Here is a 22,643-nt window from a genome sequence, read left to right as displayed (position 1 = left end):
GCTCAGCTCTCCTCGTTCACGAGCATCACGTCGCCCGCGTGGATGGCACGGGTGGAGCCATCCGCCAAGCGCAGCGACAGCGCACCCTCGTCGGTCAGCCCGACAAAACTGCCCTCGAGCATGCCTTCTCCCGGCGGATGCACCTTGAGCGGCGTGCCGGCCGCATGCGCGGCGCTTTCCCAGCGACGGACCAACGGTTCCAGGCCATAGGTCCGCCAGCGCTCCAGCTCGCGGTCGAAAGCGGCAGCAAGTGCGCGGGCGAAGAGGTCGCGGTCGGGGGCCGGTCCCAGTGCCGTCAACGCGATCGTCCTCCGATCGGGCAAGGCGGGCGCCACCGCGAGGTTGATGCCCATGCCAACTATGATCGCATCGCCTTCGCGTTCGAGCAGGATCCCGGCCAGCTTGGCATCACCGAGCATCAAATCGTTGGGCCACTTGAGCCGCAACCGGCTGGGATCGGCGAGGATTTCGGCGACTGCTTCATAGGCGGCCACGCCGGCCACCAGCGCAAGCGTCGCCGGATTGGGATCGCGCGGAGAAACATGCACCACGGTCGAGCCCATGAAATTGCCGCTGCCGTCGAACCAGTTCCGGCCCTGTCGCCCACGCCCCGCCAGCTGCCGGTCGGCCACGAGCCACTGGCCTTCGGGCACCGCCTCGCCCGCGCGCAATTGCGCGGCAAGGTCTGAATTGGTCGAACCGGTTTCGGTAACGAAGCGGATCACATCGCCGCGACGAAGGAGGCGGCCGCCTGCGCGGTCCATTCACCCAGCGGGATGGTGAGCAGATAGCCGAGCGGAGAGATCACCGCGACGCAGATTGCCAGCACCGTCCAATGGCTCACCGGGCTGCTCGCTTCGACCTCGCGCAACGGCTCGTCGAAGAACATCACCTTGATGAACTTGAGATAGTAGAAGGCGCCGATCACGCTTGCCGCGATACCGATCGCCGCCAGTGCGACGAGATCGGCCTGCACGGCAGCCTGGAAGACCACGAACTTGCCCCAGAAGCCGAACAGCGGCGGAATGCCCGCGAGGCTGAACATCAGCGCCAGCAGCGACCACGCAAGCGCCGGACGCCGGGTCGACAGGCCGGAGATGTCGGCGAAGGTTTCGAGATTGTTGCCTGCCGGATCGCGCAGCATCAGCAGCGCGGTGAAGCTGCCGACGACCATCGCGACATAGATCGCGAGATAGGTAAGCGCCCCGGCAATCCCCGCCGGCGTCGCCGCGGCAAGGCCGATCAGGATGAAGCCGACGTTGTTGATCGAGGAATAGGCGAGCAGCCGCTTGAGGTTCTGCTGGCCGATCGCCCCCAGTGCGCCGACCACGATCGACGCCAGCGCGGCGAAGATGACAATCTGCCGCCAGGCATCGACTTCGCCCGCGAAGGGATCCATGGCCATGCGCAGCAGCATGCCCATCGCCGCGACCTTGGGAGCGCTGGCGAAGAAGGCGGTGACCGGCGTCGGCGCCCCTTCGTAGACGTCCGGCGTCCACATGTGGAACGGCACGGCGCTGACCTTGAAGGCGAGTCCTGCGAGGACGAAGACCACGCCGAACAGCGCGCCGGTGGGGAAACTGGTGGTGAAAGCGGCGCGGATGCCCTCGTAATTGGTCGAGCCGGTGAATCCGTAGACCAGGCTGATGCCGTAGAGGATGATCCCCGAAGCGAGCGCGCCGAGCACGAAATATTTGAGGCCCGCCTCGCTCGACCGGTCATCCTGCTTAAGGAAACTCGCGAGGACGTAGCTCGACAGGCTCGACATCTCGAGGCCGATATATAGCGTCATCAGGTCGGTGGCGGAGACCATCATCCCCATGCCGACCGCGTTGAACACCATCAGCACCGGATATTCGGCGCGGTAGCTGCCCGACTGGGCGAAGAAGCGCGGGGTCACCACCAGCACCGCCGAAGCCGCGAGATAGATGAGGATCTTGGCGAAGCTGCCGAAGGCATCGGCGCGGTAGAGGTCACCGAAGGCCCGGCCCGCGACTTCGCTGCCCGCGCGATCGAACAGGCCGACGCTGAAGATCGCGGCGCCGATCAGCGCGGCGACGCTGACAATCGTCACCAGGCGTGCGGATTTGCTCCCGCCCCAGGCGGCGACCAGCAGCAGCACGAGCCCGGTCAGCGACAGGCCGACTTCGGCCCCGGTGAGGTAGAGCGAGGTTGCGTAGGACATCAGTGCGCTCCCTCCGCCTCGTGCTCTTCGCCATGCGCGGGTGCGACGAAGTTCGCATTATGCTCGCGCGGGGTGCCGATTACATTGTCGGCATCGTAATCGGGCGCGGCGCGCGCGATGCGGGCCTCGAGTGCGGCAATGTCCTGACGCATGGGGGCAAGAAAGCTTTCCGGATAGATGCCCATCCACAGCACGGCGGCTGCGATCGGGGCGAGCATGGCCCATTCGCGGGCGTTGAGGTCGGGCATGGCCGCCGCATCGGCGTTCTTCTGTTCGCCGAAGGCCACGCGGCGGTAGAGATAGAGCATATAGGCGGCGCCAAGGATGATGCCCGTGGTGCAGACCAGCGTCACGAAGGTCGAGACCTGGTAGATCCCCGCCAGCGCGAGGAATTCACCGACGAAGTTGCTCGTTCCGGGCAGGCCGACCGAGGCCATGGTGAAGAGCATGAAGAACAGCGCGTATCTGGGCATGTTGATCGCAAGTCCGCCGTAACGCGCGATCTCGCGGGTATGCAGTCGGTCGTAGATCACGCCGACGCAGAGGAACAGCGCGCCCGAGACGAGGCCGTGGCCGAGCATGACCATCATCGCGCCTTCGATGCCCTGTGCGTTGAAGGCGAACAGGCCGACCGTCACGATCGCCATGTGCGCGACCGAGGAATAGGCGATCAGCTTCTTCATGTCGTGCTGCACCAGTGCGACGAGCGAGGTGTAGACCACCGCCACCATCGAGAGGATGAAAACGAGCCAGGCGAACTGCTCGCTCGCTTCGGGGAACATCGGCAGGCTGAAGCGGATGAAGCCGTAACCGCCGAGCTTCAGCAGCACGCCCGCGAGGATCACCGAACCGGCGGTCGGCGCCTGCACATGTGCGTCGGGCAGCCAGGTGTGGACCGGCCACATCGGCATTTTCACTGCAAAGCTGGCGAAGAAGGCGAGCCACAGCCAAGTCTGCGCCTGTGGCTCGAAATCGTAGTTCAACAGCGTCGGAATGTCGGTGGTGCCCGCCTCGTTCACCATCCACATCATCGCGATCAGCATCAGGACCGAGCCGAGCAGCGTGTAGAGGAAGAACTTATACGAGGCGTAGATGCGGTTATCGCCGCCCCACACGCCGATGATGAGATACATCGGGATGAGGCCGGCTTCGAAGAAGATGTAGAACAGGAACATGTCCTGCGCGGCGAACACGCCGATCATCAGCACTTCCATCAGCAGGAAGGCGCTCATGTATTCGCCGACGCGCTTCTCGATCGCATCCCAGCTTGCGAGGATGCAAATCGGCATCAGGAATACGCTGAGCATGATCAGCATCAGCGCGATCCCGTCGATGCCGAGCGCATAGCTGAAGCCCGCGAAGATCTCTGCGCGTTCGACGAACTGCCACTGCGCGCCGCCGATATCGTAGTTGAGCCACAGCACGATGCCGAGCGCGAGGTTGGCCAGCGTGACCACCAGAGCGGTCATGCGCGCGCTTTGCGCACCGAGGAACAGGCAGGCGATTGCGCCGACCAGCGGGACGGCGAGCATCAGCGAAAGGATGGGGAACTCCATCAGAACAGCACCCAGGTGATCGCGGCGACGAGCCCGAGGAGCATCACCAGCGCATAGCTATAGAGATATCCGGTCTGGAACTTGCGGGCACCGACGGAGCCCTTCTCGACCACCCAGGCAACGCCATTGGGGCCAAAGCGATCGATCGTGCCGATATCGCCAAGTTTCCAGAACTGGCGGCCGAGCCAGAAGGCCGGCACCACGAAGAGGTAGTGGTAGAGCTCGTCGAAATACCACTTGTTGTAGAGGAAGCGGTAGACCGGACCGAGTTGCTCGGCGGTCTTCGCCGGAACGTCGGTGTTCTTGATATAGGCATACCAAGCGACAGCGAGGCCGATGATCATAACGATGAGCGCGGCGTATTTTACCGGCCAAGGGACGGCGTGCATCGCGTGGATCAGCGGCTCGTTGTAGAAGATCGAGCTGCCCCAGAATGCCGCGTCGTCGAGGAAAGTGGGCGCGAAGACCTGCCCCGCCAGCACCGCCCCGACCGACAGAACGCCGAGCGGAATGAGCATCGTCAGCGGGCTTTCATGCGGGTGATAGCCCCCCGTGGTGTCCTCGCCCGCTTCTGCGGGAGTCTTGTGGACGCTGTGCTGGATATGCTCGCTCTCGATCCAGCGCGGCTTGCCCCAGAAGGTGAGGAACATCAGGCGCCAGCTGTAGAAGCTGGTCAGCAGCGCGGCGAGCGTGCCCATCCAGAAAGCGAAGTTGCCGAGTTCGGTGCCGCGGCCATAGGCGACCTCGAGGATCGCGTCCTTCGACCAGAAGCCGGCAAAGCCCGCGCCGAGGTGGTAGATGCCCACGCCGGTGATCGCCAGCGTGCCCGCCATCATCGCCCAGAAGGTCAGCGGGATGTGCTTCCGCAGATTGCCGTAATAGCGCATGTCCTGTTCGTGGTGCATCGCGTGGATGACCGAGCCCGCACCGAGGAACAGCAGCGCCTTGAAGAAGGCGTGCGTGAACAGGTGGAACATCGCCGCGCCATAGGCGCCCACGCCGGCGGCAAAGAACATGTAGCCGAGCTGCGAACAGGTCGAATATGCGATCACGCGCTTGATGTCCCACTGCGTCGTGCCGACGGTGGCGGCGAAGATACAGGTGGCGGCGCCGACGAAGGTCACCATGGCGAGCGCGGCGGGCGCGGTCTCGAACATGGGGCTGAGGCGGCAGACCATGAACACGCCCGCGGTCACCATGGTGGCGGCGTGGATCAGCGCGGAGACCGGGGTCGGGCCTTCCATCGCGTCGGGCAGCCAAGTGTGCAGGCCAAGCTGTGCCGACTTGCCCATCGCGCCAATGAACAGGAGGATGCACAGCAGGTCCATCGTATGGACGCTGTAACCGAGAAAGCCGATCGTCGCCCCGCTCATGCCAGGCGCGGCGGCAAGGATCTCGCTGATCGAGACGGTGTCGAACACGAGGTAGGTGCCGAAGATCCCCATCATGAAGCCGAGATCGCCCACACGGTTGACCACGAAGGCCTTAATCGCGGCAGCATTGGCGCTCGGCTTTCTGAACCAGAAACCGATGAGGAGATAGGAGGCGAGGCCCACCCCTTCCCATCCGAAGAACATCTGGACGAGATTGTCGGCGGTCACCAGCATCAGCATGGCGAAGGTGAACAGCGAGAGGTAGGCGAAGAAGCGCGGCTGGTCCGGGTCTTCTTCCATATAGCCCCAGCTATAGAGGTGGACGAGCGCCGAGACGGTGTTGATCACCACCAGCATGACCGCGGTCAGCGTGTCGACGCGCAGCGCCCAGTCGAAGGCGAGCGTGCCCGACTGCATCCAGGTAAGCACCGGGACCACGGTCGGCTCGTAGGTTCCGCCCACGAAACCGAGGAAGATCGGCCAGCTCAGCGCGGCGCTGATGAACAGCGCGCCGGTCGTGATCGACTTGGCGAAGACGCTCGGCGCGGCCTTGTTGGTCAGGCCGGCTACGATTGCCGCAAGCAGCGGCAGGAAGACGATAAGGAGAATCGGATGCACCGGAGCTTATCCCTTCAGCCGGTCGACGTCGTCGACCGCGATCGTGCCGCGGCCACGGAAATAGATGACGAGAATGGCGAGCCCGACCGCAGCCTCGCCCGCGGCCACGGTCAGCACGAACATGGCGAAGACCTGGCCGACCATGTCGCCGAGGAAGGCGCTGAAGGCGACGAGGTTGATGTTCACGCTGAGCAGGATGAGCTCGATCGCCATCAGGATGACGATGATATTCTTCCGGTTGAGGAAGATGCCGAGCACGCCGAGCACGAAGAGGATCGCGCTCACCACGATATAGTGTTCGATGCCAATCACAGCTCGACCCCCTCGCCCACATTGGGCCGCTTCATGACAGTGGCTTCGTCCGGCTTGCGGCGAACCTGCTTGGAGATGTCCTGCTGACCGCGCGCACCGTCGGGGCGTTGGCGGTGCGTCAGTACGATCGCGCCGACCATGGCGACGAGCAGGATCAGGCCCGCCGCTTCGAACAGGAACAGGTAATCGCGATAGAGCACCGCGCCGAGGCTGGCGGTGTTCGAACCGTCGAGAATCGGGGCTGCTGCCCCGCTCGCCACGCCGAGGTCGAGGCGACCGGCCTGATACGCGCCGATGCCGAAGATCAACTCGGCCGCGAGCACCAGAGCTATGAGGATGCCGAGCGGAAAGTTCTTGACGAAACCGGCGCGCAGTTCGGCGAAGTCGATGTCGAGCATCATCACCACGAACAGGAACAGCACGGCGACCGCGCCGACATAGACGATCACCAGCAGAGCGGCGATGAATTCGGCGCCGGTCAGGACCATCAGCCCCGCAGCGTTGAAGAAGGCGAGGATCAGCCACAGCACCGAATGCACCGGATTGCGCGCCATGATGACCATGACGGCGCTGGCGATGACGAGCGCGGCGAAGAGGTAGAAGGCGAGCGTCTGGATCACGATGTCATATCCCTTGGCGCGGGCCCCTATCGATACGGCGCATCGGCTTCAAGGTTCGCGGCGATCGCCCGCTCCCACTTGTCCCCGTTGGCCAGCAGTTTTGCCTTGTCGTAGAGCAGTTCCTCGCGCGTTTCGGTCGCGTATTCGAAGTTCGGCCCTTCGACGATCGCATCGACCGGGCACGCTTCCTGACAGAAACCGCAATAGATGCACTTGGTCATGTCGATGTCGTAGCGCGTGGTCCGGCGGCTGCCGTCTTCGCGCGGTTCGGCTTCGATCGTGATCGCCTGCGCGGGACAGATCGCCTCGCACAGCTTGCAGGCGATGCAGCGCTCTTCGCCATTGGGATAGCGGCGCAGCGCATGTTCGCCGCGGAAGCGGGGCGAGATCGGGTTCTTTTCGAACGGATAGTTGATCGTCGCCTTGGGCTTGAAGAAGTACTTCAGCGTGAGGGCATGCGCCTTCACGAACTCCCACAGGGTGAACGATTTGATGAGATGCGCGACGGTGCTCATGCGTAATGCCCCGTGGCCATCAGATAGCCACTGATAAGAACGACGAAACCCAGGCTGAGCGGGAGGAACACCTTCCACCCCAGGCGCATCAGCTGGTCATAGCGATAGCGCGGGACGGTGGCCTTCACCCAGCTGAAGACGAAGAAGAAGAACAGGATCTTGATCACCAGCCAGAAGAAGGCGGTGAGGCCCGGTCCGAACAGGAAGGTGTAGAGGATCGGGATGTCGAGCGGCGGCAGCCAGCCACCGAAGAACAGGATCGCGTTGAGCGCGCACATCAGCAGCACGTTGGCATATTCGCCGAGCCAGAAGAGCGCGAAGCTCATCGAAGAATATTCGGTCTGGTAACCGGCGACGAGTTCGCTTTCGGCCTCGGTCAGGTCGAAAGGTGCGCGCGCGGTCTCGGCGAGCGCCGAGATCAGGAACATCACCCACAGCGGGAACAGCAGCGGGTTGAACACGAAGCCGTTGATCAGCCCAAAGATGTGCCCCTTCTGCGCGAGGATGATCTCGTTCATGTTGGTCGTGCCCGCCCACAGGATGACGCAGACGAGGATGAAGCCGATCGAGACTTCGTAGCTGATCATCTGCGCGGCGGCGCGCATGGCCGAGAAGAAGGGGTATTTAGAGTTCGACGCCCACCCGCTCATCACCACGCCGTAAACACCGAGCGAGCTGATCGCGAGGATGTAGAGCAGGCCTATATTGATGTCCGACAGTACCGCGACGGGGCCGAAGGGGATCACCGCCCAGGCCATCAGCGCGACGGTAAAGGTGATGATCGGCGCGATCAGGAAGATGCCCTTGTTCGCCGCGGTCGGGATGATGGTTTCCTGCAGGAAGACCTTTAGACCATCGGCGAAGGACTGGAGCAGGCCGAACGGCCCGACGACGTTGGGCCCCTTGCGCAGCGCAATGGCAGCCCAGATCTTGCGGTCGGCATAGATGATCATCGCCACCGCCAGCATCAGCGGCAGTGCGATCAGCAGGATGCCCGCGACCGTCGCGAGACCCCATGCCCATTCGTAGGTCATGCCCAGCGATTGGAAGAATTCGGTCATTTCGCCTTCCTGCCCTTCGCGGCCTCTTCGCGCGCCGAGAAGGCTTCGTTGCGCCAACCATTGGCGGCATTCGACTTGTGCTTGCGATCGGTGCGGAAGCCGCGCCACACGGCATACCCGCCGGCGCCCAACAGCGTCAGGGGAATGATCGGTACAGCCATTATTCCGCTGCCTCCGCCAATTCGCCGCCATGGAGCAGCTCTGCCGAACAGCGCTGCATCACCGCGCTGGCGCGGGCGATCGGGTTGGTGAGGTAGAAGTCCTTGATGGGATATTCCGAGATGGTGCCCTCGGCTTTCGCCCCGGCGTCGGCCTTGGGCAGCGCGCCGTAGTTGGCGAGGCCTTCCTCGCCCAGCGCCGGCACCTCGGCGATCATCGCCGCCTGGAGCTGCGCAAAACTGTCGAAGCCGACCGAGACGCCCAGCGCATCGGCCAGCGCACGCAGGATCGTCCAGTCCTCACGCGCGTCGCCCGGCGCGAAGACCGCCTTTTCGGCGAACTGCACGCGCCCTTCGGTATTGACGTAGGTGCCGTCCTTTTCGGCATAGCTTGCGCCCGGCAGGATGATGTCCGCCGCATGCGCACCGCGGTCGCCGTGGTGGCCGATGTAGACCTTCAGCGCGTCGGCGAAGGGTTCGAAATCCATCTCGTCCGCACCAAGGCTGATCACGACCTTTGGGCTAGCCGCGACAATGTCCTTCATCCCGCCCTTTTGCGCGTAGCCGAGCATCAACCCGCCCATCCGCGCCGCGCTGAAGTGAAGCACGTTGAAGCCGTTCCAGCCATCCTTCACGAGGCCGAACCGCTCGGCGAAGGCGAGACCTGCGCCGAGCGCGCCCCTGGCCAGCGCCGCACCGCCCATGATGATCGCGGGACGTTCGGCCTTGCCGAAGGCTTCAGCCACTTCTTCGGGCAGCTCGCCGAGAATCGAGAGCTCATCGCCGAGGAAATGCGTCGGATAGGTGGTGTCCCAGAAGGGGCCGATCACGAAGACCTTGGCGCCGCGCTTCACCGCCTTGCGCAGGCGGACGTTCACCAGCGGCGCTTCCCAGCGGATGTGGCTGCCGACGATCAGGATCGCATCGGCAGTCTCGATCCCGGCAAAGGTGGAATTGAAATTCACCGCGGCGAGGTTCGACACGTCGTAGTCCATGCCGGTCTGGCGGCCTTCGAGCAGGCTCGAACCGCTTGCCTTGAGCAGCGCCTTGGCGGCGAACATCGTCTCGCAATCGACCATGTCGCCGGCGATGGCGGCAATATCCTTGCCCGGCTTGGCCTTGGCGATCGCTTTGAAGGCCTCGTCCCAGCTGGCGGGCTTGAGCCCCCCCCTTGTGCGCATGAAGACCTTGTCGAGGCGGCGCTTGGTCAGGCCGTCGACCTGGTAGCGCGCCTTGTCCGAGATCCATTCCTCGTTGACCTCGTCATTGATGCGCGGGAGCGCGCGCATGACTTCGCGGCCGCGGCTGTCGAGGCGGATGTTCGCTCCGACTGCGTCCGAGACGTCGATGCTGAGCGTCTTCTTGAGCTCCCACGGGCGCGCCTCGAAGGCATAGGGGCGGCTCGTCAGCGCGCCGACCGGGCACAGGTCGATCACGTTCGCCGACAGCTCGTGCTCGACGGCCTGCTCGAGATAGGTCGTGATCTGCATGTCCTCGCCGCGACCCACCGCGCCAATTTCGTCGACCCCGGCAATTTCCTCGCTGAAGCGCACGCAGCGGGTGCAGTGGATGCAGCGGGTCATCACCGTCTTGATCAGCGGGCCCATGTACTTCTCGGTCACCGCGCGCTTGTTCTCATGATAGCGCGAGCCGCCGCGGCCATAGGCGACCGACTGGTCCTGCAAATCGCATTCGCCGCCCTGGTCGCAGATCGGGCAATCGAGCGGATGGTTGATGAGGAGGAACTCCATCACGCCTTCGCGCGCGGTCTTCACCATCTCGCTGTCGGTGCGGATTTCCTGGCCCTCGGTGGCCGGCAGCGCACAGGACGCCTGCGGCTTGGGCGGTCCGGGTTTCACCTCGACGAGGCACATGCGGCAATTGCCGGCAATCGACAGCCGTTCGTGATAGCAGAAGCGCGGGATTTCCTTGCCCGCAAGCTCGCAGGCCTGGAGGACGGTCGCGCCCTCCGGAACCTCGATTTCCTGTCCGTCTACGGTGACTTTAGGCATCAGCGGATGACCTCGATATCTTTCCAGCAAAGGGACGGAGTGGTCGTGTGTGGTCCAACCATTCGGATACCCCAGCCCTGTTCAATTAGATCGGCAGCCTCATCCAAAGTCGCCACAGATTTGGAATTATGGAGGCGATTCCAATGACGCTTCCCGTCTTCACCCATCACTCCCTTCGGAGAGAAAAGACGATACATGCCATCGCCATGCTTGTGTGGGTGACGCACCTCGACAAGGCCTTTGCGTGGACCGCGGTCAAACGCATGCTTCTTGCGAATGACGGTCATTCCGCTGCCTCGGCAAACTTGGCGTTGTGTTCGGTGATCCGGCGTTCGAGCTCGGGGCGGAAGTGGCGGATGAGGCCCTGGATCGGCCAGGCCGCCGCATCGCCCAATGCGCAGATGGTGTGGCCTTCGACCTGCTTGCTGACCTGCTGCAGCATGTCGATTTCCTCGATTGCTGCATCGCCGGTGCGCAGGCGTTCCATCATGCGCCACATCCAGCCTGTGCCCTCGCGACAGGGGGTGCACTGCCCGCAGCTCTCGTGCTTGTAGAAATAGCTGAGACGCGAAATCGCGCGGACGATGTCGGTCGACTTGTCCATCACGATGACGCCGGCCGTGCCGAGGCCCGATCCGAGATCCTTGAGGCCGTCGAAATCCATCGGCGCGTCCCAGATCTGCTCGGCCGGGACCAGCGGGACCGAGGAACCGCCGGGGATCACGGCGAGGAGGTTGTCCTTGCCGCCGCGAATGCCGCCGCAGTGCTTCTCGATAAGCTCGCTGAACGGGATCGACAGCGATTCTTCGACCACGCAGGGCTTGTTCACATGCCCGCTGATCTGGAAGAGCTTGGTGCCCTTGTTGTTCTCGCGTCCGAAGCTGGCGAACCAGCTCGCGCCGCGGCGCAGGATGGTCGGGACGACGGCGATCGATTCGACATTGTTGACCGTGGTCGGGCAGCCATAGAGGCCGGCCCCTGCCGGGAACGGCGGCTTGAGGCGGGGCTGGCCCTTCTTGCCTTCGAGGCTTTCGATCATCGCGGTCTCTTCACCGCAGATGTAGGCGCCCGCGCCGCGATGCAGGAAGACGTCGAAATCGTAGCCGGACTTCGCGGCGTTCTTGCCGATCAGGCCCGCGTCATAGGCCTCGTCGATCGCGGCCTGCAGCGTTTCGGCCTCGCGGATGTATTCGCCGCGAATGTAGATGTAGGCCGCCCTCGCCCGCATGGCATAGCCGGCGACCAGCGCGCCCTCGATCAGCTTGTGCGGATCGTGGCGGATGATCTCGCGGTCCTTGCACGAACCGGGTTCGGATTCGTCGGCGTTGATGACGAGGAAACTGGGACGGCCGTCCTTCGATTCCTTCGGCATGAACGACCATTTGAGGCCGGTCGGGAAGCCCGCACCGCCGCGGCCGCGCAGGCCCGAGGCCTTGATCTCTTCGATGATATTGTCGTGGCCGCGCGCGATCAGCGACTTGGTATCGTCCCAGTCGCCGCGCTGCTGCGCTGCCTTCAGCCCCCAGTCCTGGAAGCCGTAGACATTGGTGAAGATGCGGTCCTTATCCGCGAGCATCAGAATGCCCCTCCCTGCGAGAGGAAATAGATGGCGGCCACCGCGATCAGGGCGAGCGCGCCGAATTTCACGAGGCCGACGAGGACCTTCCAGGCGACGAAGCCGAGCACCAGCGCGATGAGGATGGTGGCAATGCTCATCACCATTCCTTCCGGTAATCGTGATTGGCGTCGACCATTTCCTTCAGCGTGGTCGGGCCGCCTTCGGGTTCGCTGGTGCGCTTGCCGGGAACCTGCGTTCCGGTCTTCGGCTGCTTGCCCGCGGCCAGTTCGTCGAGGATTTCGTCGAGGCGTTCGGGCGTCAAATCTTCATAATTGTCGTCGTTGATCTGGACCATCGGCGCAGTGGCGCAATTGCCCATGCATTCGACTTCGGTGAGCGTCCACAGCCCGTCTTCCGATACGTGGCCCTTTGTCATCCCGCGCTTCTTGCAGGTCTCGAACAGTCCGTCCGAACCGCGCAGCATGCACGGCGTCGTGCCGCAGACCTGCACGTGGTACCGGCCCACGGGCTTGAGATTATACATGAAGTAAAAGCTGGCGACTTCGAGCACGCGGATGACCGGCATGTCGAGATAATCGGCGACATATTCGATCACCGGCAGCGGTAGCCAGCCCTGCGTGTTCGTCTCTTCGCCAACCTGGCGCTGGGCAAGGTCGAGCAGCGGCATCACGGCAGAGCGCTGGCGCCCCTCGGGATAGCGCGCGATCGCCTTGTCCGCGCGTTCGCGGTAGCTTTCGGTAAATTCGAAAGCGCCCCAGCGCTCGCGCAGCTCAGGCGTATCGGGTGCAGGAGTACGGTCAGCCATTAGCGGTCACACTCCCCGAACACGACGTCGATGGCGCCGAGGATGGCGGTGGCATCGGGCAGCATGTGGCCTTTGCTCATGAAATCCATTGCTTGCAGGTGGCTGAAGGCCGTCGGGCGGATCTTGCAGCGATAGGGTTTGTTCGAGCCGTCGCTGACGAGGTAGACGCCGAATTCGCCCTTGGGGCTTTCGGTGGCGACATAGACTTCGCCCGCGGGCACATGGAAGCCCTCGGTGTAGAGCTTGAAGTGGTGGATCAGCGCTTCCATCGACTGCTTCATCTCGGCGCGCTTGGGCGGCGCGACCTTGCGGTCGTCCGAGCAGATCGGGCCCGACGGCATCTGCGCGAGGCACTGCTTGATGATCCTGGCGCTTTCGTAGACTTCCTTCACGCGCACCATGAAGCGGTCGTAGCAGTCCGAATTGGTGCCGACGGGGATGTCGAACTCCATTCGGTCATAGACGTCGTAGGGCTGCGACTTGCGCAGGTCCCACGGAATGCCGGCAGCGCGGATCATCGGGCCGCTGAAGCCCCAGGCCACCGCGTCGTCCTTGCTCACCACGGCGATGTCGACATTGCGCTGCTTGAAGATGCGGTTGTCGAGCACCAAGCTCATTGCGTCGCCGAACAGTTCGGGCAGGCGCGTGTCGACCCAGTTGCCGATATCGACCAGCAGCTTTTCGGGCACGTCCTGGTGGACGCCGCCGGGGCGGAACCAGGCGCTGTGCATGCGCGCACCCGAAGCCCGCTCGAAGAAGTTCATGCAGTCTTCGCGCAGCTCGAACACCCACAGGTTCGGCGTCATCGCGCCGACGTCCATGACGTGCGCGCCGATGTTGAGCATGTGGTTGCAGATGCGGGTCAGCTCGGCGAACAGCACGCGCAGGTACTGCGCCCGCTCGGGCACCTCGACATTGAGCAGCTTCTCGATCGCGAGGACGTAGCTGTGCTCCATGCAGAGCGGCGAGCAATAGTCGAGCCGGTCGAAATAGGGCAGTGCCTGAAGATAGGTCTTGTGCTCGATCAGCTTCTCGGTGCCGCGATGGAGCAGGCCGACATGCGGATCGATCCGCTCGATGATCTCGCCATCGAGCTCCATCACCATGCGCAGCACGCCGTGTGCCGCGGGGTGCTGGGGCCCAAAGTTGATCGTGTAATTGGTGATGACCTCGTCGCCGGTGGTCGGCGATTCTTCGAGATGCATGGCGTGGCTCATGCGCAGATCCACTTGCCGCTGTAGGATTGGGTTTTGCCCGAAGCGTCACGCACGGTGACATTGGCCGGGCGGCTCTGCTGCTCTCCGGCAGCCGGGGCCACGGTGATGGTGAAGCCTTCCCCGTTGAATGTCGTGCCGGCCTTGATCGCATCGAGACCGCCGACATCGGCATCGACCATCGTCAGGCTGTTCCCGACGCGGACAACCGCCTTTCCGGGCAGCGCCTTATCGCGCATGCCGGCGGCAATCAGCATTTCCTCATTGCCGACCATCAGCGTGCACCCACCTTCGCGCGGGCCAAGATTCACGCCGCCGATATCGCCCAACTGGGCCAGCTGCGTGAGATCGGCCCCGGCGGGCGGGGCATCGTTTGCCGTATTGGGCGCATCGGGATCGGGCTGCGACGGATCGAGCTGCGCGCCCTCACCGCTCTGGCCGATACGGGTTGCGAAGTCGTCGGCACTTTCCTGTTCTGCAGCCGGTTCGGAGGAACAGGCAGCAAGCGCAAGCGCGGCCAGCGGAAGGATCAGGCGAACCATCACTTGTCGTCCTTCTTCTTTGCGGCAGGCTTGCGTTTGACAGGAGCCTTCTTGGCAGCGGGTTTCTTCTTGGCGGAAGCCTTTTTCGGTTCGGTCGCCTCGGCGGTATCGCTCGTCTTGCCCTGGCGCTTGGCGCGCGCCGGACGGTCTTCGGTGGGCTCCGGCGCAGCAGCGTCCTTGCCGCCGTCTTCCTCGGCCGGCGCGCCCTTGCTCACGGTGTCGGCCGCCTTCTCGTCGGCCTTCTTTCCAGCACCGGTGTCGGCGGGCTTCTCGGTGGTCTTGACGTCGGCAACCGGAGGCGTTGCCGCCTTCTCGTCGCCCGGAAGGACGTAGTCCGCGCCTTCCCACGGGCTCATGAAATCGAACTGGCGCAAATCCTGCGCAAGTTCGACCGGCTCGTAGACCACGCGCTTTTCGTCTTCGGAGTAGCGCAGTTCCTGATAGCCGGTGAGCGGGAAGTCCTTGCGGAAGGGATGTCCTTCGAAGCCGTAATCGGTGAGGATGCGCCGCAGGTCGGTATTGCCCGCGAAGAGCACGCCGTAGAGGTCGAACACCTCGCGCTCGAGCCAACCCGCATTGGGCCACAGCGTCGTTACCGTCGGCACGGGCGTGTCTTCGGAGGCCGAACACTTGACGATAATGCGGCTGTTGGTGGTCAGCGAGAGCAGCATGTAGACCACTTCGAAGCGCTCGGCACGCGACGGATAGTCGACTCCGGCGATTTCCATCAGCTGCTGATAGGCGTGATCGTCGCGCAGGATGCGCAGCGCGTCCTCGATGCTGTCGCGCTTCACGGTGAGCAGCAGCTCGCCATGCTCTTCGTGCGCTTCTAGTAGGTGCTCGCCGAGCGCGCCGGATAGCGTGCCCTTGAGCCCGTCGATCTGCGTGAAGCGGGGCGCGGAATGGAGTGTAGCCATGATGCGCCCTTACCTCTCGATCGTACCCGAACGGCGGATCTTGCGCTGCAGCTGCATCACGCCATAGAGCAGCGCCTCAGCCGTCGGCGGGCAGCCGGGAACGTATATGTCGACGGGCACGATCCGGTCGCAGCCACGCACCACCGAATAGGAATAGTGGTAATAGCCGCCGCCATTGGCGCAGCTGCCCATGCTGATCACGTATTTCGGCTCCGACATCTGGTCGTAGACCTTGCGCAGCGCCGGAGCCATCTTGTTGCACAGCGTGCCGGCGACGATCATGACGTCAGACTGGCGCGGGCTGGCGCGCGGGGCGACGCCGAAGCGCTCCATATCGTAGCGCGGCATGTTGACGTGGATCATCTCGACCGCGCAGCAGGCGAGGCCGAAGGTCATCCACCACAGGCTGCCGGTGCGCGCCCACTGGAACAGGTCTTCGGTGCTCGTGACGAGGAAGCCCTTGTCGTTCACCTCGGTCGAGAGCGCGTTGAAATAGTCCGCATCGGGCTGGCGCACTTCGCCGCCCTGCGCAGCGGGCACCGCATTCGGCGGCGTGATGATGGTCGACTGGGTCATGCGATCACTCCCACTCCAGCGCGCCGACCTTCCACGCATAGGCGAGGCCGACGGCGAGTTCGCCGAGGAACACCATCATGGTGATCCAGCCCGGCCAACCGGTCAGGTCGAGGCTTACCGCCCAGGGAAACAGGAAGGCCGCTTCGAGGTCGAAAATGATGAACAGGATGGCGATCAGGTAGAAGCGCACGTCGAACTGGCTGCGCGGGTCCTCGAACGCCGGAAAACCGCACTCGTATTCGCTGTTCTTCTCCGCATCGGGCTTGTGCGCGCCGGTCAGGCGGGCGACGCCCATGGGGAGGAAAACGAAGAGTGCCGACAGGCCGACGGCGATGAACAGGAAGATCAGGATGGGCAGGTATTGTTCGAGATCGACCACGAATGATTCCTAGGCGTCAGGCTTGCTTCGCGCCCGCCTCTAGGCCCGTCGCGAAGTTGGTGCAAGGGTGCGCATGGCGCAATTCCCTCATCTCCTATTGCGCTTAGAGCGAGGACAATCAGCGATCGAGCGACAACTTGCGGATCACCGTCTCGACGAAGGGACGGGTCGGGTCCGGTCGCCCTTCCTTGAGGCGATTCCACTGGCCATTGCCGACGTAATAGAGCGTGCCTCCTTCCAGATAGCCAGAAAGCGGTTCGGTCCACTCCACGTTGGATTCTTCCAGTATCCTGCGCCCGGTAACGCGCAGTCCGTCGTCGGACAGTTGGAGCGCCACGATCCGCATCGGGCTGCTCCCATTCTGGACAGCAATCAACTCGTTGCCATGGCGCCATAGTCCATCGATCCCGTCGAGCAAGATCGGGAGGTCGGTCGCGAGCCGCCGGATCGGGCTGCCATCGAGCGGGATGATCGCAATTCCGTAGCGATAGTCGCTGACATAGAGCCACGCGCCGTTCCTGCTCGTCGCAAGGCCCTGCGGCGAACGAAAACTCCCCGGAGGCACGAGCACGTCGAGAACGGTGTCATCAGCTCGAAGTTGGTAGATACCGCCGCCGAGCGGGTCGCTGGCGAATATCGTGCCGTCGCCGGCGCGGTGGAGGTCGGAAAGGTTCGCGCCTTCAGGCGCAGATATGCGTTGTCCTACGGACCTATCGGCCGGAACCTCGACCAGACCGGAAAACCCTGCACCCTCCTTTGGCCCTCCGTCAATATGTCCCGAGGCCGCCCAAAGCGTATTGCGATGGGGATCAAAAACTATCCCCGAGAGATTGCCGACGCCCGCTGGTCTGACCTCGCGCCACTCGCCTTGGGTGGAACCACCCCAGACGCTGCGCTGCGACACCGACGTGGCCGCGATCCTGCCGGTGTCGAGATCGACTACGAGACTCTCGACCAATCCTGCCGAGGAAGGAATCCTGGCGAACACTTCGCTGGTGGCTTTGGCTTCTCGCGGCGCGCGCAAGAGAGAGGATATCTGCGCGGCTCTGTCCACATCGATCAGCCCAGGCAACTGGCGCCGCGCGCCCTCGGAGAAGACATAACCGCGCTCATGCAGCCAAAAAAGCGTGGCGATTGCCGCGTCGCCGTCCTCCGCTGCGATCTGCGCGTTGAGTAGCCGCAGTTGCACCGAACCGCTGTCAGGATAGACCAAAGCAAGGCGCTTAAGCGCCTCGATCTCCGTAGTCGCGCCGGTTCCCGCATGGACCGGACGCCAGAGAGCCGTGCTCGCGGGAACTCCGGCCTCAATGGCAGGCGGAACGTTGGTACAGCCGGAAAGCGCGATGGCAAGCGCTGCGCCAAGCACCCTCATTTCATCATGGTCTTCACGGCCTTTTCGGTCGCGGGACCATAGGGCGGCTTGAACCCGCCGAGCTTGGCAACATCGATCTTGGGCTGTGTATAAACGCTCCGTGCATGGCTGAATTCGCGGAAGCCCTCGACGCCGTGATAGCTGCCCATGCCGCTCGGTCCGACACCGCCGAAGGGCAGGTCTTCCATCGAAACGTGGAAGATCACGTCGTTGACCGTCACCCCGCCACTGATCGTCTTGGTCAGCACCTTCTCGCGCTCGCCTGCATCCTGACCAAAGTAATAGAGGCCGAGCGGGCGGTCGTGCTCGTTCACGTAATCGATCGCGTCGTCGATGCTGGTATAGGTCTTCACCGGCAGCACCGGGCCGAAAATCTCCTCCTGCATCGCCTTCATGTCGTCGGTGACGTTCTTGAGGATCGTAAGCGGCATCTTGCGGGCGTTGGTGCTCGAGAAATCCTCGTTCCCGGGATTGACCTCGATCACCTCGGCACCCTTGTCTCGCGCATCGGCGACAAGATCCTGCAGCCGATCGAAATGACGGTCGGAAACGACGCTCGCATAATCCTCGTTCTCGAGCAGCGTGGGATACATGTTGGCAGTCCCCTGCCACACGCCGTGGATCGCCTCGTCCTGCTTGCTCTCGGGGACGTAGAGATAATCGGGCGCAAGGCAGATCTGGCCGGCATTCATCATCTTGCCCAGCGCGACGCGTTCACCGGCCTTGGCGAAATCGGCGCTCTCGCCCATGAACACGGGCGACTTGCCGCCCAGTTCGAGCGTCACCGGGACGAGGTTCTGCGCCGCCGCCTCCATCACCTTGCGCCCGGTGGCGGTCGATCCGGTAAAGACGAGATGGTCGAAGGGCAGCGTGCTGAAGGCGTGCGCCACTTCGGGCCCGCCGGTGAACACGGCGCATTCGTCGGGGGTGAAATATTCCTCGACCAGTTCCTTGGTCAGCAGGCTGGTCTTCTCGGTGAACTCGCTCGGCTTGATCATCGCGCGATTGCCCGCGGCGAAGACCTGCATCAGCGGCCCGAAGCTGAGATTGACCGGGAAATTCCACGGGCTGAGGATGCCGACCACGCCCTTGGGCTCATAGCGCACCTCGGCCTTGGCGCCGAGCAGGCCGAGCGGAAACTGGACGTGGCGCTTGTCCGCCCGCGCCCATTTGTCCATGTGCTTGAGGCAGTATTTGCCGAAATTGACCGTACCGGCGATGTCGGTGATCATCGACTGGTGGGGCGAGCGATTGCCGAAGTCGGCAGCCATCACCTTGCACAGGTCCTCGCCATGTTTCCTGAGCAAGGTCATCGCGCGCTCGATGCGGTCCTTGCGCAGCGCCATCGGCTCGGGCCGCATCTGGTGGTGCGCGGCGCGCTGTTTGCGCAAAACGGCTTCCATGTCGCTCTTACGATTATCCGCCATCGCTCTCTCCGTTTGATATTGCTGCAACGCAGCACTAGGTTACGCACCACAATTTAGGTCGCCTTTGGCAACCGATATTCCAGATCAAGAGGAACAGCACAAGCATGCCCCAGTTCAGCGCATCCGATCCCGTCGTCATCCTGTCCTATGCCCGCACCCCCATGGGCGGCATGCAGGGTGCCCTTGCCGATGTCTCCGCGACCGAACTCGGCGCGACGGCGATCAAGGCGGCGGTCGAGCGTTCGGGCGTCGCGACCGACCAATTCGATCGCACCTATATGGGTTGCGTCCTTCCCGCCGGGCTCGGCCAGGCCCCTGCCCGCCAAGCCTCGATCAAGGCCGGCCTGCCCAAGTCGGTCCAGGCGACCACGGTCAACAAGGTCTGCGGCAGTGGCATGCAGACGGTCATCATGGGCGCCGAGGCGCTCGCCAGCGGCACCATCGACTATGTCGTCGCCGGCGGGATGGAGAGCATGACCAATGCGCCTTACCTCCTCAAGAAGCACCGCTCGGGCGCGCGCCTCGGCCACGATACGGCCTATGACCACATGTTCCTCGACGGGCTCGAAGACGCCTATGAGGAAGGCCGCGCAATGGGCACCTTCGCCCAGTGCACCGCCGACGAATACCAAATGACCCGCGAGGAGATGGACGCCTATGCGATCGAATCGCTGCGCCGCGCCAATGCCGCGATCGAGAGCGGCGCCTTCGCCGACGAGGTCGTGCCGGTGACCTTCTCGACCCGCGCGGGCGAGCAGACGGTCGAGCACGATGAACAGCCCGGCAAGGGCAAGCCCGACAAGATCCCGACGCTGCGCCCGGCCTTCGCCAAGGACGGCACGATTACCGCGGCCACGTCGAGCTCGATTTCCGACGGCGCCGCTGCCGTGGTGCTGACGCGCGAGAGCGTGGCGAAGCAAAACGGCCAAGAACCGGTGGCGAGGATCGTCGCCATGGCCGCCCATGCGCAGGAACCGTCGCAGTTCACCGTCGCCCCCATCGGCGCGATCGAGAAGGTACTCGACAAGGCCGGTTGGACGGCCGAGGACGTCGACCTGTGGGAAGTGAACGAAGCTTTCGCCTGTGTCGCCATGTTCGCGATGCGCGACATCGGCATCCCGCACGACAAGATCAACGTCAACGGCGGCGGCACCGCGCTCGGCCATCCGATCGGCGCCAGCGGGACGCGTATCATCGTCACGCTGCTCAACGCGCTCAAGCAGCAGGGCAAGACACGCGGTGTCGCCTCGCTGTGTATCGGCGGCGGCGAAGCCACCGCGGTGGCGGTCGAACTCGTCTGATGGAACAGGCTCAGCCCCCCGCCCTGCATGTCGACGCCGCCAGCGGCGAGGGGGCACCGACGCTGAAGCGTTTGCTAGTCGTCGCGGCGGTCGGCGCCCTGCTGGCCGCCTGCGGCACCAAGGATGATCCCGCCGAACCGGTCGAACCGGAAGAGGCCACGCTCGACAGCACCGCCATGGGTAACCTTGCGGGCACCTATGAGGTCAAGCTGGCGGACGGTTCCGTCATGCAGCAGACGATCCACCCCGACGGCACCTATGTCGAGGCGACCGCGGACGGCACACGGACTGGCGGAGGGACCTGGCGTACGGGCGAGCAGGGGAAGATGTGCTTCGACCCCGAAGGCGACGAACCCGAGGAATGCTATGCCGGCGGCGCCCCGGGCGAGGACGGTGCCTTCGAAGTGCGCGGCGAGGATGGCAAGGTGAAGTCTTCGGTCCGCAAGCTCGAAACCGAAGCCGATCCCGTCGCTACGGCTACAGCCGAAGAATAGGCACGCACGGCCAGCCCGTCAGGGTTCGCCAACACCCCAGAGGCGCGATTCGAGGACATAGCCGCGCCGGTTTTCGACCGCGAACTCGCACCAGCCATCGTCGCAATCGCCCAGCACGCCGACGACACCTGGCTCGACCTGCCATTTTAGCGCGGCATCCGCGCTGGCACCGGCACGCATCGCCGCCAGCCCCTCGCCGATGACGATCGCCCCCCGGTCGGGGCTCAGCAGCCGGGCGACCACCCAGCCCCTCGCCCCGTCGGGGTCCTCGATCAGCCGCCAGCCTTCCATCAGCCGTATAACCTTCACCGGCAGGCCGGGGCGGCGATAGACCCAGTCGATCTTGTAGTCGGCGCTCGGCCCCACGCGCAGGTTGAGCACGCTGGCGCGAATCGTCGCCCAATAGGGTACGTCGCGGTCCTGCGCTCCGGCGGGGGCCGCAAGCCCGGCGAGCAGAAGGAAAGGTATGAAAATCCGTGCGAACATGGCCCGCTGAATCGGACAATGCGGGCCGACAGTCAACGCTCTTCGCGAATGCCTCCCGGTGCGAATCCTTGACCGCTCCCCGCCGCGCGTCCTAGCGCTTGGCAGCACATGGACAGCACCGACGCCCGCCCCGCCAAACGCCTCGATCGCAAGCCCCGCGTCTTCGTGACGCGGCATCTGATGCACAGCGTCGAAGAGCGCATGGGCGAATTGTTCGAGGTGCAGCTCAATGCCGGGGATGTGCCGCTGACGCGCGAGCAATTGGTCGCGGCCATGCGGGAATACGATGTGCTCGTCCCGACCGTGACCGACCGGATCGATGCCGCGATGATCGCCGAGGCCGGCGAGGATCTCGGCCTGATCGCCAATTTCGGCGCGGGCACCGAGCATATCGACCTCGGGGCCGCCGCAGCGCGGCACATTCTCGTCACCAATACACCCGGAGTCTTCACCGACGACACCGCCGACCTCGCCATGGCCGGGATCATCGGCGTGCCCCGCCGCATCCGCGAAGGCGTCGAGCTCATCCGTCGTGGCAAGTGGACCGGGTGGACCCCGACCGCACTGCTCGGCACCAAGCTCGCCGGCAAGGTACTCGGCATCGTCGGTATGGGCCGGATCGGCCAGGCCGTGGCGCACCGCGCGCGCGCCTTCGGGCTTGAGATCGCCTATCACAACCGCAAGCGCCTGCCCGAGGCGGTCGAGCGCATGTTCCACGCGCGCTGGGTCGACAGCCTCGATGCGCTGATGGCCGAGGCCGATATCCTCACGCTCCACTGCCCCGCCGGGCCCGACACGCATCACATGATCGACGCGCGCCGGATCGGGCTGATGAAGGAGGGCGCGAGCCTCATCAACACAGCGCGCGGCGATCTCGTCGATCAGGAGGCGCTGATCGCGGCGCTGGAAGGCGGCACGCTGGCGGGCGCGGGGCTCGACGTCTATCCCGACGAGCCGAATGTGGACGAACGCCTGATCCGCCATCCCAACGTCATGACCCTTCCCCACATCGGCAGCGCGACGCGCGAAGGCCGCGAGGAAAGCGGGCTCAAGGTCATCGCCAATATCCGCATGTGGGCCGATGGGCACCGCCCGCCCGATCAGGTGCTGACGGGCTTGTAGGCCGCATTCGCCGGCCCCG

25 protein-coding genes are annotated in these 22,643 nt (G+C 64.1%); 3 read left to right on the top strand and 22 right to left on the bottom strand.

What is annotated here, in order from left to right; all coding sequences use genetic code 11:
- Positions 1–2: 2 nt before the first annotated feature.
- The 21 genes from ACEQZ0_RS02570 to ACEQZ0_RS02470 all read right to left on the bottom strand — a co-directional run bounded on the left by ACEQZ0_RS02570 (position 3) and on the right by ACEQZ0_RS02470 (position 19,221).
- Positions 3–725, bottom strand: a complete 723-nt coding sequence (locus ACEQZ0_RS02570; RefSeq protein ID WP_370189903.1) for a biotin--[acetyl-CoA-carboxylase] ligase — start codon at positions 723–725, stop codon at positions 3–5.
- Positions 722–2,185 (bottom strand): NADH-quinone oxidoreductase subunit NuoN, encoded by a 1,464-nt coding sequence (gene nuoN / locus ACEQZ0_RS02565; protein ID WP_370188106.1) that lies wholly within the window; start codon positions 2,183–2,185, stop codon positions 722–724. Before nuoN ends, ACEQZ0_RS02570 begins: the two co-directional genes overlap by 4 nt.
- Positions 2,185–3,741, bottom strand: a complete 1,557-nt coding sequence (locus ACEQZ0_RS02560) for an NADH-quinone oxidoreductase subunit M (protein WP_370188104.1) — start codon at positions 3,739–3,741, stop codon at positions 2,185–2,187. The genes nuoN and ACEQZ0_RS02560 overlap by 1 nt, the downstream gene beginning before the upstream one ends.
- Positions 3,741–5,732, bottom strand: a complete 1,992-nt coding sequence (nuoL, locus tag ACEQZ0_RS02555; RefSeq protein ID WP_370188102.1) for an NADH-quinone oxidoreductase subunit L — start codon at positions 5,730–5,732, stop codon at positions 3,741–3,743. Before nuoL ends, ACEQZ0_RS02560 begins: the two co-directional genes overlap by 1 nt.
- Positions 5,733–5,738: 6 nt before the next feature.
- The gene (nuoK, locus tag ACEQZ0_RS02550) at positions 5,739–6,044 is read right to left on the bottom strand and encodes an NADH-quinone oxidoreductase subunit NuoK (protein ID WP_370188100.1); all 306 of its coding nucleotides are present in this window, start codon (positions 6,042–6,044) and stop codon (positions 5,739–5,741) included.
- A complete protein-coding gene (locus ACEQZ0_RS02545; RefSeq protein WP_370188098.1) occupies positions 6,041–6,664 on the bottom strand; it encodes an NADH-quinone oxidoreductase subunit J in 624 nt (207 codons plus the stop codon). Before ACEQZ0_RS02545 ends, nuoK begins: the two co-directional genes overlap by 4 nt.
- A 26-nt stretch (positions 6,665–6,690) precedes the next feature.
- Positions 6,691–7,179 carry an NADH-quinone oxidoreductase subunit NuoI gene (gene nuoI / locus ACEQZ0_RS02540; RefSeq protein WP_370032072.1) on the bottom strand — a complete coding sequence of 163 codons (489 nt, stop codon included), beginning with the start codon at positions 7,177–7,179 and terminating at the stop codon, positions 6,691–6,693.
- Positions 7,176–8,240 (bottom strand): NADH-quinone oxidoreductase subunit NuoH, encoded by a 1,065-nt coding sequence (gene nuoH / locus ACEQZ0_RS02535; RefSeq protein ID WP_370188096.1) that lies wholly within the window; start codon positions 8,238–8,240, stop codon positions 7,176–7,178. Before nuoH ends, nuoI begins: the two co-directional genes overlap by 4 nt.
- Positions 8,237–8,401, bottom strand: coding sequence for a hypothetical protein (locus tag ACEQZ0_RS02530; protein WP_370188093.1), 165 nt, complete (start codon positions 8,399–8,401; stop codon positions 8,237–8,239). The genes nuoH and ACEQZ0_RS02530 overlap by 4 nt, the downstream gene beginning before the upstream one ends.
- Positions 8,401–10,410, bottom strand: coding sequence for an NADH-quinone oxidoreductase subunit NuoG (gene nuoG / locus ACEQZ0_RS02525; protein WP_370188091.1), 2,010 nt, complete (start codon positions 10,408–10,410; stop codon positions 8,401–8,403). Before nuoG ends, ACEQZ0_RS02530 begins: the two co-directional genes overlap by 1 nt.
- Positions 10,410–10,697 carry a hypothetical protein gene (locus tag ACEQZ0_RS02520; RefSeq protein ID WP_370188089.1) on the bottom strand — a complete coding sequence of 96 codons (288 nt, stop codon included), beginning with the start codon at positions 10,695–10,697 and terminating at the stop codon, positions 10,410–10,412. The genes nuoG and ACEQZ0_RS02520 overlap by 1 nt, the downstream gene beginning before the upstream one ends.
- A complete protein-coding gene (nuoF, locus tag ACEQZ0_RS02515) occupies positions 10,694–11,986 on the bottom strand; it encodes an NADH-quinone oxidoreductase subunit NuoF (RefSeq protein WP_370188087.1) in 1,293 nt (430 codons plus the stop codon). The genes ACEQZ0_RS02520 and nuoF overlap by 4 nt, the downstream gene beginning before the upstream one ends.
- Positions 11,986–12,126, bottom strand: a complete 141-nt coding sequence (locus tag ACEQZ0_RS02510; protein ID WP_370188085.1) for a hypothetical protein — start codon at positions 12,124–12,126, stop codon at positions 11,986–11,988. The genes nuoF and ACEQZ0_RS02510 overlap by 1 nt, the downstream gene beginning before the upstream one ends.
- A complete protein-coding gene (nuoE, locus tag ACEQZ0_RS02505; protein WP_370188082.1) occupies positions 12,126–12,794 on the bottom strand; it encodes an NADH-quinone oxidoreductase subunit NuoE in 669 nt (222 codons plus the stop codon). Before nuoE ends, ACEQZ0_RS02510 begins: the two co-directional genes overlap by 1 nt.
- Entirely contained in the window at positions 12,794–14,011 is a 1,218-nt protein-coding gene (locus ACEQZ0_RS02500; RefSeq protein ID WP_370188080.1) for an NADH-quinone oxidoreductase subunit D, read from the bottom strand. The genes nuoE and ACEQZ0_RS02500 overlap by 1 nt, the downstream gene beginning before the upstream one ends.
- Complete coding sequence (locus tag ACEQZ0_RS02495; protein WP_370188078.1) at positions 14,008–14,550, bottom strand: hypothetical protein; 543 nt, start codon at positions 14,548–14,550, stop codon at positions 14,008–14,010. The genes ACEQZ0_RS02500 and ACEQZ0_RS02495 overlap by 4 nt, the downstream gene beginning before the upstream one ends.
- A complete protein-coding gene (locus ACEQZ0_RS02490) occupies positions 14,550–15,467 on the bottom strand; it encodes an NADH-quinone oxidoreductase subunit C (RefSeq protein WP_370188076.1) in 918 nt (305 codons plus the stop codon). The genes ACEQZ0_RS02495 and ACEQZ0_RS02490 overlap by 1 nt, the downstream gene beginning before the upstream one ends.
- A gap of 9 nt (positions 15,468–15,476) precedes the next feature.
- On the bottom strand, positions 15,477–16,043 hold the full coding sequence (locus ACEQZ0_RS02485; protein ID WP_247715180.1) for an NADH-quinone oxidoreductase subunit B family protein: 567 nt from the start codon (positions 16,041–16,043) through the stop codon (positions 15,477–15,479).
- A 4-nt stretch (positions 16,044–16,047) separates the two neighbouring features.
- Entirely contained in the window at positions 16,048–16,422 is a 375-nt protein-coding gene (gene ndhC / locus ACEQZ0_RS02480; RefSeq protein WP_221604010.1) for an NADH-quinone oxidoreductase subunit A, read from the bottom strand.
- 118 nt (positions 16,423–16,540) lie between these two features.
- On the bottom strand, positions 16,541–17,794 hold the full coding sequence (locus tag ACEQZ0_RS02475) for a hypothetical protein (protein WP_370188073.1): 1,254 nt from the start codon (positions 17,792–17,794) through the stop codon (positions 16,541–16,543).
- Positions 17,791–19,221: a coniferyl aldehyde dehydrogenase gene (locus ACEQZ0_RS02470; RefSeq protein WP_370188071.1), complete on the bottom strand. Its 1,431-nt coding sequence runs from the start codon at positions 19,219–19,221 to the stop codon at positions 17,791–17,793. The genes ACEQZ0_RS02475 and ACEQZ0_RS02470 overlap by 4 nt, the downstream gene beginning before the upstream one ends.
- A 104-nt stretch (positions 19,222–19,325) precedes the next feature.
- On the opposite strand from ACEQZ0_RS02470, the gene ACEQZ0_RS02465 reads away from it, so the two are divergent.
- Both ACEQZ0_RS02465 and ACEQZ0_RS02460 read left to right on the top strand, forming a co-directional pair.
- Positions 19,326–20,522, top strand: coding sequence for an acetyl-CoA C-acyltransferase (locus ACEQZ0_RS02465; RefSeq protein WP_370188069.1), 1,197 nt, complete (start codon positions 19,326–19,328; stop codon positions 20,520–20,522).
- Positions 20,522–21,016 (top strand): hypothetical protein, encoded by a 495-nt coding sequence (locus ACEQZ0_RS02460; protein ID WP_370188067.1) that lies wholly within the window; start codon positions 20,522–20,524, stop codon positions 21,014–21,016. Before ACEQZ0_RS02465 ends, ACEQZ0_RS02460 begins: the two co-directional genes overlap by 1 nt.
- A gap of 18 nt (positions 21,017–21,034) precedes the next feature.
- Here ACEQZ0_RS02460 and ACEQZ0_RS02455 read toward each other — a convergent pair whose 3' ends face one another.
- On the bottom strand, positions 21,035–21,502 hold the full coding sequence (locus ACEQZ0_RS02455; protein WP_370188065.1) for an SH3 domain-containing protein: 468 nt from the start codon (positions 21,500–21,502) through the stop codon (positions 21,035–21,037).
- Positions 21,503–21,610: 108 nt separating this feature from the next.
- Between ACEQZ0_RS02455 and ACEQZ0_RS02450 the strand changes: the two genes are divergently transcribed.
- A complete protein-coding gene (locus tag ACEQZ0_RS02450) occupies positions 21,611–22,624 on the top strand; it encodes a 2-hydroxyacid dehydrogenase (protein ID WP_370188063.1) in 1,014 nt (337 codons plus the stop codon).
- The last annotated feature ends 19 nt before the right edge of the window (positions 22,625–22,643 follow it).

The sequence above is a fragment of the Qipengyuania sp. genome (genome assembly GCF_964227205.1).
In the GTDB taxonomy this organism is placed as follows: Bacteria; Pseudomonadota; Alphaproteobacteria; order Sphingomonadales; family Sphingomonadaceae; genus Qipengyuania.
This window is presented reverse-complemented; position numbering and strand designations above follow the sequence as displayed.

Excerpts from the sequence above, each read along its gene's own strand:
- nuoN (WP_370188106.1), bottom strand. The coding sequence starts at position 2,185 with ATGTCCTACGCAACCTCGCTCTACCTCACCGGGGCCGAAGTCGGCCTG.
- ACEQZ0_RS02560 (WP_370188104.1), bottom strand. The coding sequence starts at position 3,741 with ATGGAGTTCCCCATCCTTTCGCTGATGCTCGCCGTCCCGCTGGTCGGC.
- nuoI (WP_370032072.1), bottom strand. The coding sequence starts at position 7,179 with ATGAGCACCGTCGCGCATCTCATCAAATCGTTCACCCTGTGGGAGTTC.
- nuoH (WP_370188096.1), bottom strand. The coding sequence starts at position 8,240 with ATGACCGAATTCTTCCAATCGCTGGGCATGACCTACGAATGGGCATGG.
- ACEQZ0_RS02530 (WP_370188093.1), bottom strand. The coding sequence starts at position 8,401 with ATGGCTGTACCGATCATTCCCCTGACGCTGTTGGGCGCCGGCGGGTAT.
- nuoG (WP_370188091.1), bottom strand. The coding sequence starts at position 10,410 with ATGCCTAAAGTCACCGTAGACGGACAGGAAATCGAGGTTCCGGAGGGC.
- ACEQZ0_RS02520 (WP_370188089.1), bottom strand. The coding sequence starts at position 10,697 with ATGACCGTCATTCGCAAGAAGCATGCGTTTGACCGCGGTCCACGCAAA.
- nuoF (WP_370188087.1), bottom strand. The coding sequence starts at position 11,986 with ATGCTCGCGGATAAGGACCGCATCTTCACCAATGTCTACGGCTTCCAG.
- ACEQZ0_RS02510 (WP_370188085.1), bottom strand. The coding sequence starts at position 12,126 with ATGAGCATTGCCACCATCCTCATCGCGCTGGTGCTCGGCTTCGTCGCC.
- nuoE (WP_370188082.1), bottom strand. The coding sequence starts at position 12,794 with ATGGCTGACCGTACTCCTGCACCCGATACGCCTGAGCTGCGCGAGCGC.
- ACEQZ0_RS02500 (WP_370188080.1), bottom strand. The coding sequence starts at position 14,011 with ATGAGCCACGCCATGCATCTCGAAGAATCGCCGACCACCGGCGACGAG.
- ACEQZ0_RS02495 (WP_370188078.1), bottom strand. The coding sequence starts at position 14,550 with ATGGTTCGCCTGATCCTTCCGCTGGCCGCGCTTGCGCTTGCTGCCTGT.
- ACEQZ0_RS02490 (WP_370188076.1), bottom strand. The coding sequence starts at position 15,467 with ATGGCTACACTCCATTCCGCGCCCCGCTTCACGCAGATCGACGGGCTC.
- ACEQZ0_RS02485 (WP_247715180.1), bottom strand. The coding sequence starts at position 16,043 with ATGACCCAGTCGACCATCATCACGCCGCCGAATGCGGTGCCCGCTGCG.
- ACEQZ0_RS02475 (WP_370188073.1), bottom strand. The coding sequence starts at position 17,794 with ATGAGGGTGCTTGGCGCAGCGCTTGCCATCGCGCTTTCCGGCTGTACC.
- ACEQZ0_RS02470 (WP_370188071.1), bottom strand. The coding sequence starts at position 19,221 with ATGGCGGATAATCGTAAGAGCGACATGGAAGCCGTTTTGCGCAAACAG.
- ACEQZ0_RS02465 (WP_370188069.1), top strand. The coding sequence starts at position 19,326 with ATGCCCCAGTTCAGCGCATCCGATCCCGTCGTCATCCTGTCCTATGCC.
- ACEQZ0_RS02460 (WP_370188067.1), top strand. The coding sequence starts at position 20,522 with ATGGAACAGGCTCAGCCCCCCGCCCTGCATGTCGACGCCGCCAGCGGC.
- ACEQZ0_RS02455 (WP_370188065.1), bottom strand. The coding sequence starts at position 21,502 with ATGTTCGCACGGATTTTCATACCTTTCCTTCTGCTCGCCGGGCTTGCG.
- ACEQZ0_RS02450 (WP_370188063.1), top strand. The coding sequence starts at position 21,611 with ATGGACAGCACCGACGCCCGCCCCGCCAAACGCCTCGATCGCAAGCCC.